Genomic DNA, 15,859 nt, shown 5'->3' on the forward strand with positions numbered 1-15,859 from the left:
CAAAGTAAATTATTGCCAGGCAACTCTTTCCAGCGTTGCGGGATGCCATTGAGAAGATATGTTCTTTTGTCCGTTCCTATCTTTTTCACCACCATTCCATACCGCCATGTTGAAATACGTAGTTCCACCAGGAACAAATTGCACATCATGGGGATCCTCTGTAATTAACGAACGATAGATAATCACTGTCCATACCCCATCCTCATATTTGCTGCATCCGTTCACGTCCTGATGAGCCTGCGTAGTAAGGGTACCAAAACCCTCTGCATTTAAATCTTCTACCGTTCTCCCCCTTCCTGGCTGAGAAAGCAAATTATTTGCAGCCCTTCCACCCGATAAAACCTCTACGCTGGTTATTAGTTCCCGATGATAATACGCACTGTAAGGATTCAAATTAAAATCGTCGTGCATATTTGGGTACTGTGCTTCGACATCTTCCAACTCGCCCTTTACCAGCAAATCCGCCTCCCAGTCTGCCTTCCAGTGCCAGAGGTTCGTGGGCTTTTCCCTGTCTCCCATCCTTGGACTAAAATGTTCCGCCGGTGTTATCTCAACCGCCCCCAGAGGAAACATCAAGGCCACCGCATCTCTGAACTCCTGCACGGCTATTGCCCTGGCATTCTTTGTTGGATCACTCCAGGTAATCTTGAAATAAATCGCAAGACCATCATGAATAGCCTTTACATCCGCACTCTTCACCGAGCCACCCCCATTGGGAAATGCCTTATCCTGCATATTAAGGGGCACCGTAACGGCCTGCGCATCGTTAAAAAAACCTTGCAATGATTCCACATCCATATGATACGGCTTGGCTACCTCTACATATTTCACTGTTAACACCTCTTTGGCCGGAGTAAATTCCTCTTCAGACATCCCTTTAACCCCTGGCGCCGTCTCCTCCGCTGCAAATAATGTAGCGCTAAGAAACGCACAGCTTAGGAGGGCAACACCATACCTTTTAAACAACACATAAGATTTCATCATTCTCCACTCCTCCTCATAATAACCATTACTCGTATAAAAATAGTTACAAAACAACCAAATTATATCATATAATATAACATTAACAAAAACAAATTAACCGCCACACCTTCCTATCACCGAATGTACATCTCTACCAACCAGAGAACTGTTTACGGCGCCACAAATTATCCCTTGCACACAACTCCCTTTCAGCAAATTCAATTCCATTTCCCAAAAACAATTCACACAAAAATATGCATGGCGTAGTGTTTTTATTTTCATTATATTACAAATATTACTAATTTTTGCCTCTGCATTTAGCAAAACATTATGACAACGAAGGCATTTCTTCCTTGAAATGAGTAGTGCGCAACTGAAATGGGCATTAAAGCATCGATACAAAAATGAAATGGATACTTAATATTTCTTAAGATAAAAAATGGTAAGACGGTACAATTTCTTCAGTTCTATACCTTTAGCAAGTTCAGAACAAGTTTGTATTCAAATATATAGTAATCTGATTATCAAATCCTATGAAACGAACCGTCATTCATAAATGCAGTTCTTGCTTCATTAACTATCTGTGTTGTGATTTCTCTATAACCCTTCCCAGAAGCATACTCCTCGATTTTTTTCCTAACCATGTCTCTAACAAAAGAAGGAATACGCTCTGTTTGTATCTGTGCCTCCTGCGTCCAAACAGGGATTTGTGTTCTTGTATGTGGTTTTTGGTCACTCTTAACAGTTCTCAAAAAACCATCTTGATTATGCGAGTGATCATGCGTGCTCTTTGCTATTTCTTTTTCCTTTCCCGATACCTTCAGATATTCTTGATTATCCACGGAAACATCAAGCATTGCGTCCTTGTTTCCCCCGGTAAGTAATACATTACAAGGCGCCAACCTCATTAAATTTTCTGTTGTACTGCCAAGATCCAATCCATTGGTGTTATGCACGCCCGTGCGTCCCATGATTACCGTTGTTGGTTTTTCGTTCTGTATGTATTTTAATATTTTATCATACGGTTTACCATCCATCAGAACGATATCCGTTTCCACCCCGGCATCTATTGCCATTCTGTTTACCCGATCCAGATGACCCTGATATATCTTTGCAAGACCTTTATCAATAATCTCCTCATGGAGCGTTTCTTGTTCCTTAAACCTGAAAATTTGCCCTGCTTCCTTAGAAAGGACATTTGCAATACTTTCAAAGGCGACTCGATGATAATGCGGATCAAATACAGATACTGCAGTAAGTTTTAAGTTAAACAATTTAGCGAAGGAAATGGCCGATTTAACCCCTGCGAAAGATGGTGCACTTCCATCTACTGCAATTACCACCTTTCCCTCTAAACGCCTATTTTTTGCCACAAGGACATCGGTCTTGATGCGCCTCACCACACGCTCACAAACACTCCCAATTATATTCTCATTTACAGCGGCCAAACCAAGCGCCCCCATAATCACAAGATCATATTGATTTCCCTGTACTTCCCTAATGATCTCGTAATAGTTTTTACCTTCTAACAAAAGACCTTCGTGTGGAATAGTTGCTTCATTGCACTTATTTTTAAACACATCCAGGTAAGATTCAGAAATCAACTTAAGCCCAAGGTTGATCAATGAACTATGAAGGTCACGCTGCCTTTGAAGAACACTTTCGTCCTGATATTGTGGTGGCAACCCCTTTTCCATATCGCGAAACCGTCTTTGATGCAACGATGCATCATAGACATGACATCCCACCAGCAGGGAGCCAAACTTTTTGGCGAGGTCAATACCAAGGTCAATACAAAAATTAGAGTGGCATGAATTATCAATAGCGATAAATATTTTTTTATACATAGGGACGTTTGATTAGTTATTCTCTAACTCTGAGACGATTCTTTCCTCAGTTTCTTCCATTCGTTAATTGCCCCTCCAGCTAATGCGAGGGTAATCACACCAATGAATAACCATCTCACCGATGATTTAAACACGCTGTCCTTTTTATCCTCAACGGTAGTTTCTTTTACCGCAACTACTGGCTTTGCAGTTTCCTGCACAGAAAAACTTCGTATATAGGCTACTAGCTCCTTGATCCTTTTCTCTGAAAGCGTCTTTCCCCATGGAGGACAAAGATTAGATTTATCAACCGCCTTCGAACCTTCGGTAATGGACTTCACAAGCTGATCATCCGTCCTCTTCTTCATGTATTCTACATCGGTAAAATTTCTAGGCTTCGGTTTTAAATCAATGGTAAAGAATGTACCATCTCCCTTTCCTTTCATACCATGACAAGGTGAACAATAATATTCAAAGGTCTTTTTGGGTGATAGTAAAAAAACTTGCTCCCTCGGAGAAACATCTAATCCCTTTGCCGTTGAATAGGCACACAAGATACTCACCACAACAAATGAGCTTATAATTAATTTTTTACCAGATAAAAAATATCCCATTATTTACCCTCTTTCTTCTGCACATGATCTACCAAGAAACCTACCAGTTGCTTCAACTCATCTTCCGACAAACCATAGTTTGGCTCTACACCCTGAGGGTTTACCAGCTGCGGATTTTTCAGATGGTAGAGAATATATGCAGGCTGAAGCCGATCACCCACAGTTGCAAGGTTAGGACCAACAACACCACCCCCTTTTGCAATACTTTCTGAATGGCAAGTATTACACCCCTTCTCATAAAAAACCTTCTCCCCGGCGGCAATTATTTCAGAGGATGGGGCCCCTTCCTTATAAATATCCGGAAGAGACTCTTTGGTAATAAGATTTTTTTCAATATAATCAGTAGCTGCCGTTGCTTCCTCTTCGGTCAAATTAAACTTCGGCATCTGCTGGCTAAGCGGCCGGATAATATCTGGTGCCTGCAAAAACTCACGCTCCCACCCCATCTTTATCTTACTACCCGCAATGGTCAGGTTGGGTGCATAGGTACCGCCCTTGTTTTGTATCCGATGACAAGTCAAACACCGAATATCATATAAAAGTTTTTCAAATCCAGCTAATCCCTCACGCTTTTTCTCTACCACAGGCATTAATTCGGGAATTCCTTTTATATCATGACAAACAAAACACCTTGCTTTTTCAACCACATCCCTTCCTTTTTCAATAAGGGCATTATCCTTTCTTATACTGCTAAATTCTTTTTCAGTCAGCACCTGAACTTCTGGTTCTGCGGGTTTGGCTTCCCCGCCCTCTTCCTCTTCCTCTTCTTCTGGCATGAATTGCGTATCCCGCAAGACAAACTCAACGATTCCCCTCACATCTGCATCGCTAAACCGGTACTGCGCCATCATTGTATCAGGAAAATGACTTTTCGTGTTGCTTAACCAGTCATAGAGCCAATTCCTGTTTATTTTTGTTGTAATCTCACCTAAATCTGGTCCGACCCCCACATTTCCGCCAATCCCTTTAATCGGGTGGCAAATCGTACAGCGGGCACGCCCCCATACACCTTTTCCATTATTGTAAATTTTATCCATCTTGTCATACTCATCATCCGAAAGCTCTTCCTCCCGCTTCAATAAAAAGTCATCCCATGAAACCTGGGGCACTTCTTTTTCGGCAATACTGCCAAGGTAAGCAATAACGGCCTTAATCTCCTCAAAATCCAATCCGAGATTTGGCATTTTCGCGTTGGGTACTACCGCTTTTGGATTAGCAATCCATCGCGAAAGCCACTCTATCTTTGCCTTGTAGATTATATTAACCAACGGAGGCCCATTTTTAATTCTCTTATAGGGATCTTCGAGTTCAAACGGCAGGACACTCCATTGTTCAGGAATACGATACTTTTTATCTAATTCCAAATAAAGGGCATCTATCTTTCGCTCCTGTCCAAAAGAAACCTTGTCAAACACTGGCAGAGATAGGCACACCATGGTGATTACAAACGTTACTTTCCGTAAGCTAACTATAGACCTTAACCTCATTCAAGACTCCTTAACAAGATATTTTTATTGTTCTTCTTCTAATTTTGGAGGGAATCTGCGCAGTCTGGCGATAAACCACATTTCAACACTTGCGCCCATGACAATGGCAACCAATACATACGCAAAAACCGTCTTAGGAACTTGTTTTTCAAGCATGATATAATACCATGCCGATATTGACTTCTGACCGGCAACATCGCTATTTGAACCATCCCATACCGCAAAGGCCACAGGAATTAGCTTCCCAATCTCAAATTGGATATCTCCCTTTGCATCTTCAGTCTTCAGTGTTCTCTTCAACACAACTTTCCATCTTCCGTTTTGGTATATTCCCCGTCCCGTAACATTCTGACTTTCTGGTGACTGTATCGTAACGCTTTTAAATCCCCTTGCATTCATTTCGCTTACTAGCCCAGGTTCCGTAACAGGAGCTTCCACAATCTGGCCAAAACCCTCTTGCCAGTGTGCCTTCCAAGACCATAGATTTACAGCCCCACCAGAGTCACCCATTGCAAAATATGGTTTCTTTAGAGATTCCGGAATCTTAGTCGGGAACTGAATGGAAACGGCATCTCTGAAGACATCCTCTTGTTTGTTAGTGGAATCATCCCATTCCACCAAGAAGGCAATTTCATCCTTGTTATACATCCCCCTAATCATGATTGCATCCACGGAAGGAGTCCAGTGTCGAGGACTTGCGATAATTTGACCTGCCAGTGGAATTTCCACAGGAGAAACCTTATTCCAATTCTCATCTAAAGGTTCAGACGGTAGTTGATCACCTTCAAGCAACTTTACTTTTACTACAACGTCTGATGCCATATCCTTTGCCAAACTTTTTACAAAGTGTACGATATGCCAGCGGTCTTCATCAGAAAGCTTTTCTAAATAAGAGCCCATAGGGGTTTCATTAAATCCTGTTGAAATCGTACGATAGATATCTCCCATCGTATTGCCACCTTTAAAATTCCATCCCTTTGTCAAATCCCGTGCTCGATAAGGCATGTTCCACTCAGTTTGCAAGGCAACCGTCAAAGGCCCATTTCCCCTGCCATCATCACCATGGCATTCAAAACATTTCATTTCCTGAAATAACTCCTTGCCCCTGTTTACACTTTCCGGGGTCGAAGCCACGCTTCCCACTGGGATTACTTTAGGCGCAACATCTTTTTTAAACTGCTCATTAAAGGTCTTGAGATAATAGAGCACCTGCCACCGTTCTGCCTCGCTGATTGTGCTCCAGAAAGGCATGGCCGTTCCTTCTATGCCGCTCGTAATAATTCTGAACAAATCTTCATCCGTCGGGACTGACCCAAAAGTAGTGGAACGAACCTTATATTCATTCCTGGTAAAGTTCCTTGGTTTTGGGAACATTGTTATAGAGGCTGGACCATCACCCCTTCCCTCAATTCCATGACAATACCAACATCTCTTTTCGTAAACTTTTTTTCCTTCAGCAATTGCTTCTGGCGTTTCTGGCAGCTTTTGAGGCACTTCATGTTTATACGTTCTAAATAAATGTGATGCTTGCGCAGATACCTCCTCGCATATCCAAAAGACACTTCCACATACGCCGATTAATCCAAAACCAATCAATCCTTTTTTAAACGATTTTATCATAGTATTACTTGCTCTTTTTCCTTGCTGTTTATAAATTAATCTTTAAAAACAGTGAAGACAAATCCTGTTTTTACACAAACACGCATTACTCAAGTTTTTCTCTTTGCCGTGGCATAACACCAGCTGTATCGTACTCACCCATGATAATCTTCCAGATCTCATCATCCTTCAGATCATCTTTCCACGCAGGCATCGCCGAATCCCAAGGCGTAGATTCCGAAGGAAGACCAGGTCCGCCTTCTTTAATTCGCCAGAAGAGATAATTATCCACCACCGTTGCAATCGTACCAGGATCCTGAAAATTTATCGGCCTTAGACGGAACGAATTCGCAAACGGCCCATTACCATCTGCCTTCGAACCGTGACAGGGACGACAATACGTTTGGAAAAGTATCTTTCCCTCTTCGATAGATTTCCGCTGGATATCTGCATCCGCCTGCCTGAATGGATTTTCAAGTTTCTCAAAATCTTGCGGTAATGTTGGGTGCTGAATCCTCAGCTCTACAGGTGAGGCAGCACCGGGAATCGACCATGTGTACACAAACCATCCGACAAGAACAGGAAAACCAACAAATAGCATCTTTTGTAATAAAAACTTAATCTTTGGTCCCTGATTGGGAAGCAAAAAACTTAAAAAATCTACAAACTTCTGATTGCTGGTAGTTGCATACACCAAGCCAGCCAAAACCCCCATAATCATATACCACATCATCAGGGTACTCGGGGTGGGCATGGGATGCCCTTTTCCCATTAAGACCTGAAAAATCTTTGGCGAAGCATATTTAAGAAGCAGAAACAAAAAGACAACGGCTGTTATTATCCAGATAAACAAAAAAGTCTTGCGTTTATTAGCCATTCATACACTCCTAACTATTGTTCAATCGCTATGCACCACATAATCTATTTCAAACTTTGCAAAAAGGACACGATACCATAAAAGTCCCTTACACTCAAAAGTTCACCAATATTGCCAGGCATGATGGACACCTCTTGTTTTTTCATTTCGGCGATATCAGACTTCGGAATTACGACTTCTTCGATCTCGCCGCTTTCTTCCTTTAACAATACAAGCTCTTCCTCTGTCTCACTTTTGATTAACCCATTGTAAGGTATGCCGTCAGAAGTTATCACATACATCGTCTCGTAGCCTTTCACAATCTTTGCACTGGGTTTAAGGATAGATTCCACAAAGTATTCAGGCGTTTGAATTGCACCAATTCCTGTAAGTTCCGGCCCCACCTTCTGCCCCTTACCGTTCACAACATGGCACTTACCACAGGTAACCGGACGCGTTTCATCAAAAAACACCTTTTCCCCTTCTTTTGCATCAACCACTATCGGAGGTACCCAAGGTTTTACCTTCTTCTTTGAGGCCTCAGGTATCTTATCTTTATATTTCATGAGTGCATTGATGTCAGGTTCTCCACCCAGCGTTTGAAGGTAAGCCAAGACCGCCAGTATCTTTTCACGCGACAACATAATGGGAGGGTCATACACCTTGGGCATAATTTTATCATAACCTTTCACAATATATTTTTCCGGTTCTACGATGGATTCCACGAGATAATCCAACCCGGAAGGCATACCCAACTCCTTTGCGCGCTCCTCAGCCCTGCCTGCCAATCCATCTTGATCAGGACCCCTTGTAGCACTCCCACTTGTCCCTATCTTGTGACAGGTACCACACTGCCCGTCTCCCCAGAATATCTTTTCACCAGCCTCCGGGCTGACACCTCCAGCAGTCTCACCCTCACCCGTGCCAGAAAGCCCCGCCACATATATTGTGATATAGATATAAAATCCTATAACTGCAATTCCAAAAGCTGTAATTTTTAACATGCTCTTATTCATAAGTTTTTCCAGGCCTTCATTTTACCATAGTAAAATTCAATCATATTAATTACTCCGCTAACTTACTTCTAATTTACGAACCACTCATCACAGTTTTCACAATGCGTTTCATCCTTCAGCTTTTTACTTATTGTTAATTCAGATTCCGCTTCGGTATTTAACCCTTATTATCAAGGTGCTACGTATAGTGCTCCGGATGCGGCTCTGTTAATTCAAACTCTTCTTTCAATACCCCTTTCTCCTTCTTTTCACCCAGGTTAGCCAGCCAGAATACGAAAGTAACCAATCCCAGGAAGAGCGCGACAATCAAACCAACAACCCTTCCCATAAATGACAAGGTTGGAGTGTATGCCCACTGCGAGGTATCCTGCAACACACCATAAATGTGCCAATCCATCCTCAGCCCAGAACGTATAAAGCCCATAAGCCCCATCAGTATAACGATAACCACGCAGAGGAGAAGCAATGCATATTGGGATCTCACCGGCATCTTTCCCCACACAATACCACCCACAAGTTTTGCTTTGCGGAACATAAAGATATCGATAACGGCATTCATGATCAGGCAGCTCATCACAATCGAAACCTGCGTTACCGACAAGTATCTCAGCACCAGGTTGGCCTTCTGCATAACCTCGAAACCATAATACCAGAAATAGAGCACGGCAATGCATGCAGTGACCGCAAATAGCAGCGCCTGCGCCAGCTTCCCTTTATTCTTAAACGTCAAGAAGGCCGCCAGACATACCGCAAATGACTGGATATAAAGTGCACGTATAAGCGGTTTCACGAAAACCTTTATATTTGCCTCTAATTCCACAAAATTGAGCGAAATTGCATAGGAAACCAACATTAACAAACAAAAGATCAGGACAGAAAATATTCCTATCTTGCCAGCCCGCCCCTGTTCAGAAAATGGCACGGTCTCCCCCTTGTTGCTCCTCCTGTAAATTAAAAAAGAGAAAAAGGTTGAAAGGATGATCAGATTGACCACTGCATTTTTCGCAGCCATAACTCCAAAATATTTGGAGAAAGGGTGGTACTGCTCGCCGATCATCGCCCTTTCTTCCCCGCTCAGTGGTAAATTATGAGGGGTAAGCCACACAGCAAAACACATGAAGATAACAAAAACAAGATATTTGATGAATTTCGTGTAGCGTTCAGACCCTTTAATCCTTCCCATTCCAAGCCACAGGTAATAATTAGCGCCAATAAAGAGCATACCAATCAGTATTGCCTGGATAATAAATGTCCAGGAGAACGCCCCACCCATCATGATATTACCCATTACAGGGCTGGCACTATACACTTCCCGCCCCAGCCAATATCCCGCAAAGGGCAGTGGTATCAGCGCCCCTACCCCAATGAAGTTTCCGACATAACCCATCCAGTCATAATGCGCCCTTTCTTCTTCCGTCTTTGCACCCAAGAATTTTACTGCCGCATAAGCACCAACTACAAAACCACCAAAACATACATTGGCAATCAACCTATGGATGTTTACAGGCATCCAGAGCGGATTATATATGGCATGATATAAACTGAGGACCTTTCCTGTCGCCGGCACAATTCCGGAAGGGCTCATCATGTATGTAGCCCAAGAGTTGGTCAAGAACATAAGCCCTGTTCCAAAGAGATTGAGGAGAACACCCAGAGTAATGTGGAACCATTTCTTTGCCGCTGTCCCCTTAAGGATTTCCCACGAATAATAGTAGCCATACAGGGTAAATGCCTCACCGAAGAACATCAGCGCATAAACATACATGGTCGGCGCAAAGACATTCGTCATATGACCCATAAACTCTGGATACAAACCGAACAAACAAAACCCAAGCAACCCCCCCAATGACGCAGTCGTGGCAAAGGCTGCGGACAACAGCTTGGTAAACTCCTTTGCCATCTTGTCATATTTGATGTCGCCACCTTTGAAACCTACAATCTCCACAATCACAGCAAAGATGGGAACTCCAAGCACAAAGGCAGCAAACATGAGGTGCAACTCCGACACTATCCAGACAACTGTCCGGGGATCCATGCCAAAAAATGTCCGATATTGAACCGGGGCCAACTCCTCCTCCTCTATCGCCGCAGTCGCGGTTCCTGCGCCCTCCGCAGGCTGCCCTTCGGCTGACTGAGGCGATCCCGATGACTGACCTGCCTCAAATTGAGGCAATTCCACCCCAGCCGCCGGGGTATCACCTTCTTTTGCCGCTTGTGCCGGTTCATCTGCTGCAATCACACCCCGAGAAGAGGAAAGGGATGAAACAAAAGCGAGAAAAAACAAGAAAACAACAACAAAAGCACTTTTTTTTGTAAATTCCAGCAATATCTTCAAATTATTCATTAGCGGTGCGCCTTTTTATTCGAGTAAGTTACACATTTTCGATAAAAGTATAATCACAGTTATTTCTTTGCATAGACAAAGTCTACCGTAGCTTCTTCTTTCGGCTTTACAGCCACCTCACTTGTCCTTTTCCCAAGCTTTTCCTGCCAGGCCTCAATCTTATATGTACCCGACGGCACATTCTCTATCTTAAAACGCCCATTCTCATCCGTAACAGCGAAATAAGGGTTGTCTTTCACTACTACAAACGAACTCATCCACTTGTGGACATCGCACGTTATCTTAACCACCTCAGGGATATCAAATTTTTTCGTAAGTTTTCCGCCGCCAGACACCCCTTCATTAAAGCCCGGATTTTTGATCGACCAGGAATGGAGATTATGCATTACATTATCACTATTCAACAGGTCTACACTGGTACCGGCAGATACAGCAAGCACATGAGGAATAAACACACACTCCTTCTGATCCAACACAGCAACTGCCGCTTCCGCTTTCTTACCCTCCGCAATATTAACCAAGGAAACTACAACATTTTTGACCCCATTGGTCTCTCCATTAATCACCAATTCTTCTGATTGTTTATTTTCATGACCACAGGTCTGCTCGTCTTTATTGACCTTTAGCATTTTTACAGCCGGGGCATCACCTTCATATTTAACCATCCCAACAATTGCTCCGCCATCCTTCACATCGATCTCTTTGTAAGCCTCCGCCTTTGCCGCATGACTTACCCACACCATATTGGTCATTACACCAATCGCCAAACCACCTATAATAGATACGTACCGCAAACTTTTCACCATTATTACCTCCATATTCATCTTTTAAAACACAAGAACTTTGCTTAGTATATCCAATTTAAAGAAGCGCATAATACATTTACGAAAAGACTTTGTCAACCGCAAATTTAGCCACAGAACAAACAGAAACCAGCGATTTAAGGTTATTTTGAAAAAATCTTAATATGGGATAAAGACATTAACAATATTCATTCCTTTTTGAAAAAAAACAAAAAAAACAAAAAAAAATCGCATAACTAATTAAATTTCAAATTGTTAGTTTTAAATATCACTGAACAAAAAAACAGTTCTTCAACCTTAATAGTCGAGACCTAATTTCAACAATGAAATAATGCTTTCAATAAAGTATTACAAAATTATTTATACTTACTAAAATATCTCTGTTTTTTTCAATAAAACCAAACCTATTAATTTATATATACTAATTTAATGTCCTCTTCAATGTTTCAATCTCTTTAGGATTTGTAAGCTTACCGGATTCCACAATTACATCTGGCTCCATCTTGAATCGCCTGACCCACGTAGTCTCTGACGGATGTTTCCAATATAACTTGTACAAACCAGGCGACACATTCATAAAATGATATATGCCATCTTTATCTGTTATAGTTTCAAGTTCAATGGCCCCTTCCACAGGACGATACCCTTTGGTTAACAACCCACCTTTTTCTAACATTTGCAACTTTACCAGACAATCCGGAAGGGGTTTTCCACTGTGCACTATCCTCCCTTCAACCTCACCAAGATTTGGGTCTTGAACAACAGGTTTTTCTTTCTTCAGGCCTTCTTCAACGGTATCTACGCTTCCCACGTCCGGCGATTCACTTGCCAGTTTTTGTTTCAGTTCAGACATTTCGGTTTCTGGCTCCTGTGTTTTTTCATCCACAAAAGATTCACCTTCATCTATACCCATAGTCTCACTTTCGGTTTCCGCCTTCGATAGATCACCTGCCACCGATGCACTTTCAACTTTTTTCTTTTTCGTCTTTAGACGATAGTATTTTCCCCCGTTTGTTTTTTCGGCAGAAGACGTCCTTATCTCATCTGCAATCTTACCTCCCCCTATATTTTCTATTTTAGATTCAAGACTCCGTTCTTCGGTTTGTTCCGTTTTTCCTTTTTTCACATCAATTGTCTTTTGCTTGCTTTCAACCTCATCGGAAACCGTTTTTCCCTGTTTCTCCCCTGGCTGAAAGGATATCTTAACCGAAGAAATCATAGCTGTAGGAATGAGTACCTGGATGGCATCTCCTGCAATCTCTTTGACCTTGCATTCTACAGCTACATTCCCAACATTCAAAAAAATTACATCAGGGTAATTTTTGGTATCCCGAAACTGCATGTTCAAAGATTTTAGATCTTTTTTTGCTATTATGGCACTGATATATTCCTCCATAACACCTGTTATCTTGAGATCGATATCTTTACAATCATTATCATTCCTCAAGGTTATTGTATCCCCATTCGCAATAGCATAGAAACCCACGAACATGCATAAAACAACTACCAAAATTTTTGTCATCAACAACTATTCCTGCGATAAATCTACATTAAATTTTTCAGTTCAATCGACCTTATCTGTTTACAGGGGCAGAGTCATATTTTATCGATAGTTCACCGTATACCGAGAACATTTGGATCAAGATCGGTTCCCTAAGCAATTGCAATAGTTTAACATCCGTTGGTCTTATATCAACTAAAAAAGAAGGGGTACCTCGCCTTTTGATGAGGCACCCCTGGCTTTTAAAAATTCTCCAAAAGCTAATGCTGTTACCTTACAACATTTACCGTTACCGTTGTTTTCACATTTTCATATCTGAATTTGACCTTTGCATTTCCTGTCTTCTTTTTGGCGGTAATGGTAAACGTGGCCTCGCCATGAGCATTTATAGTTGCACTTTGGGCGATACCGATACACGCTTCCTGCCAGCTGAGGTATGCTTTATGTAATTCCCTTTTCCGTCATCGCTTGAGAGCACATGGTGACAGGCAATCCGTACAGATACCCTCTTCCCATTCTTCTCTGACAAACTCCATCCAATCATCAGGGGTGTTACGGCAGGATAAACATATTCCGAGATCACAAAGTCCTTCGGTTGTACCGTCTGAATCCTTTATTGCCGCACCACAACATGCACATTGCCACGTAATCATGTCGCTACTTATATGACCACCAACGTCACACATGGGATTCTCCTTCTTACCTTAAACCTCATTTCCTCTTTCTGTTCTCATCCACAAAATATTGCAATACGTCAGTCTCGGTAATCAAACCAATCAACTTATTCTTGTCTTTTACCACCGGCAGCCCTCCCACCTTCTTGTCGATCATAATCTGGGCTGCTTCCTCGACCGTTGCATCGGGGGCAATGGTAATCACATTTTTCGTCATTACCTCTGAAACCTTAAGAGAATCCAGAAATTCCTTATTTTCCTTCCAGTTCGTAAGAATAGACGTCAGCGATGCACGATAGAGGTCTCTTTGTGTCAAGATGCCAACAACATTCTCTCCTTTCACAACGGGTAAATGCCGTATCCTCCCCAAATACATGATGTCATTTGCAAAGCCAAGCTTTGAATCAGCATTCAAGGTTACCAGTTGTGTCTTCATCACATCTTTTACAAGCATCTTTTTCCTCCATTTCTATGGCGTTTTTAAGTTTCTTTTCCCACTCTGGTCCATAATGATTTTCAAGATTTTTTTGTATCTTCTCTTGCCACTTATGATACGCCTGCTTTATCGTATTAATAGGTTGATGCTTTTCCGACAAATACAGGATATTATGCGTTTGTCTGGGTACAGGTATCAAAATATAGTCCGACTCTTCTGTGCCATCTGCTGATAACGCCACAAGGTGAACATCCTTTGTTTTTAATATTTTTTCTCTCACAATATTCGCTTCGTCATTGCTAACAAATATATTTCGGATCGCCTCCCCATCATCCCTAATTGCAAAAAAGGCTTGCCACTCCCTCTTGTATACAAGTTTCTTATATGCACTGGCAGCGGTATATTCATTAAATATACACGGGCCGCTCATTTTCTCATATAATGATTCACCCGCCACATCAGGATATCCCATACACTGCCTGGGACGATGTTTATAAATGCTACAGCGCAAGTCAATTTTCAAAGAGGAATCCATAGTTCCCGCACAAATAGTAAAATCCAAAAACTTGCAAGAATCGTACAATTCGTTATTGTATCCTTCGCTAGTCACCAATAACTTCACATAAGGATAACCGGTACCTTTTCTCCACAGAGACTTAAAAAAACCAAGATGTCCGTTGTTTGACGGGATAACACAGGTAAAACAGCACATCCCATCAGAACATTCATTTTCCACAAAAGTTATACTACCGTGATTTTTATGTACCGGGCAAATGGCACTCATAAAATTCTATACTGTTATCCTGGTTACCTTTTCATCAATTAATCCACTAACAACCTTATATCCCTCACTATTTTCTTCGTAATTATGGATTCTCTTTATAATATTTCTTGCAATATTCTGAAGATCTATTGGGTTGATGATACCGTTGATATTGGTAATCAAAACTCTCCCCAGTTGTTTTGAATATGCACCAACAAAGTCATAAACCCCACCAATAATCGTCAATTTGTTTTCCTTTACCCTGTCACCGTAATATTTTAATGTCTTTTCTATCTGATAGTCCACATTGATTTGACTCAGATAAGCCAGTTCCTTCATTTCATCTTGAATTTTTCTTAAATCAGGTATCCCCCGCTCAATGGGAATGGTTAAAGGAAGCATTTCGGACTTTATCGGGTGCGTAAGCGATGAATAATCCGTCTTGAAGAGGTTATCAAAAGACTTTGCCAAATTCATAATTTCTTTAGACTGCGTTATACAGGCATGGGTGGCAAATTTTACTGCACCACAATCGGTATGTCCCAAAACAAGCATAACCGGCGTTTTAAGAACAAAAAGCGAATATTCAATAGAACCCCTATTAATGGCCACCTGATTACCAGCATTTCGAATAATAAATACCTTATTAAAGATATCTATCCCCAGGATATTACCCTGCACCCGGGAATCAGCACACGTAAGGAGGGTAATGTACGGATTCTGGTGTGTGGCATATGCCAGAAACTTCGTCTCTTCAGTATTCTTTACAAACGCCTCATTGTGTACGAGCAGATGTCGAAAAATATTTCCAACTTCCATAATATCCTCCTTACCAAAATTAAACTATTCACATATATTAAAGTTTTATACATTTCAACCGCGTTGAGACCCAATTGTTCTCAATTTAAGCTGTTCTTAAAGATACGGTATCTGAAGTTAAAAAACGTATAACTTTAATATAGTATGTTTTAATTCTG

The 15,859-nt window shown here is 41.6% G+C and carries 14 protein-coding genes; all 14 read right to left on the reverse strand.

Annotated elements, in window-relative coordinates; translation table 11 throughout:
• Positions 1-9: 9 nt before the first annotated feature.
• The 14 genes from E3K36_06740 to E3K36_06805 all read right to left on the reverse strand — a co-directional run bounded on the left by E3K36_06740 (position 10) and on the right by E3K36_06805 (position 15,701).
• Positions 10-984: a hypothetical protein gene (locus E3K36_06740; GenBank protein ID MCF6154940.1), complete on the reverse strand. Its 975-nt coding sequence runs from the start codon at positions 982-984 to the stop codon at positions 10-12.
• 503 nt (positions 985-1,487) lie between these two features.
• Positions 1,488-2,810: a hypothetical protein gene (locus tag E3K36_06745; GenBank protein ID MCF6154941.1), complete on the reverse strand. Its 1,323-nt coding sequence runs from the start codon at positions 2,808-2,810 to the stop codon at positions 1,488-1,490.
• Between the two features lie 23 nt (positions 2,811-2,833).
• Complete coding sequence (locus E3K36_06750) at positions 2,834-3,403, reverse strand: cytochrome c (GenBank protein ID MCF6154942.1); 570 nt, start codon at positions 3,401-3,403, stop codon at positions 2,834-2,836.
• Positions 3,403-4,890, reverse strand: coding sequence for a c-type cytochrome (locus tag E3K36_06755; protein MCF6154943.1), 1,488 nt, complete (start codon positions 4,888-4,890; stop codon positions 3,403-3,405). Before E3K36_06755 ends, E3K36_06750 begins: the two co-directional genes overlap by 1 nt.
• A 24-nt stretch (positions 4,891-4,914) precedes the next feature.
• On the reverse strand, positions 4,915-6,510 hold the full coding sequence (locus E3K36_06760) for a c-type cytochrome (protein ID MCF6154944.1): 1,596 nt from the start codon (positions 6,508-6,510) through the stop codon (positions 4,915-4,917).
• A gap of 85 nt (positions 6,511-6,595) precedes the next feature.
• Positions 6,596-7,366 (reverse strand): cytochrome c, encoded by a 771-nt coding sequence (locus E3K36_06765; protein ID MCF6154945.1) that lies wholly within the window; start codon positions 7,364-7,366, stop codon positions 6,596-6,598.
• Positions 7,367-7,410: 44 nt separating this feature from the next.
• Positions 7,411-8,361 carry a c-type cytochrome gene (locus tag E3K36_06770; protein MCF6154946.1) on the reverse strand — a complete coding sequence of 317 codons (951 nt, stop codon included), beginning with the start codon at positions 8,359-8,361 and terminating at the stop codon, positions 7,411-7,413.
• A 178-nt stretch (positions 8,362-8,539) separates the two neighbouring features.
• Positions 8,540-10,705, reverse strand: coding sequence for a hypothetical protein (locus tag E3K36_06775; protein ID MCF6154947.1), 2,166 nt, complete (start codon positions 10,703-10,705; stop codon positions 8,540-8,542).
• Positions 10,706-10,764: 59 nt separating this feature from the next.
• A complete protein-coding gene (locus E3K36_06780) occupies positions 10,765-11,529 on the reverse strand; it encodes a hypothetical protein (GenBank protein MCF6154948.1) in 765 nt (254 codons plus the stop codon).
• 400 nt (positions 11,530-11,929) lie between these two features.
• Positions 11,930-13,030: a hypothetical protein gene (locus E3K36_06785; GenBank protein ID MCF6154949.1), complete on the reverse strand. Its 1,101-nt coding sequence runs from the start codon at positions 13,028-13,030 to the stop codon at positions 11,930-11,932.
• Between the two features lie 440 nt (positions 13,031-13,470).
• Entirely contained in the window at positions 13,471-13,695 is a 225-nt protein-coding gene (locus E3K36_06790) for a hypothetical protein (protein MCF6154950.1), read from the reverse strand.
• Positions 13,696-13,720: 25 nt separating this feature from the next.
• A complete protein-coding gene (locus E3K36_06795) occupies positions 13,721-14,137 on the reverse strand; it encodes a CBS domain-containing protein (protein ID MCF6154951.1) in 417 nt (138 codons plus the stop codon).
• Positions 14,088-14,903 carry a hypothetical protein gene (locus E3K36_06800; protein ID MCF6154952.1) on the reverse strand — a complete coding sequence of 272 codons (816 nt, stop codon included), beginning with the start codon at positions 14,901-14,903 and terminating at the stop codon, positions 14,088-14,090. Before E3K36_06800 ends, E3K36_06795 begins: the two co-directional genes overlap by 50 nt.
• A gap of 6 nt (positions 14,904-14,909) precedes the next feature.
• Positions 14,910-15,701, reverse strand: a complete 792-nt coding sequence (locus E3K36_06805) for a hypothetical protein (GenBank protein MCF6154953.1) — start codon at positions 15,699-15,701, stop codon at positions 14,910-14,912.
• Between the last annotated feature and the right edge of the window lie 158 nt (positions 15,702-15,859).

The organism is Candidatus Brocadia sp. (assembly GCA_021646415.1).
Lineage (GTDB): Bacteria > Planctomycetota > Brocadiia > Brocadiales > Brocadiaceae > Brocadia.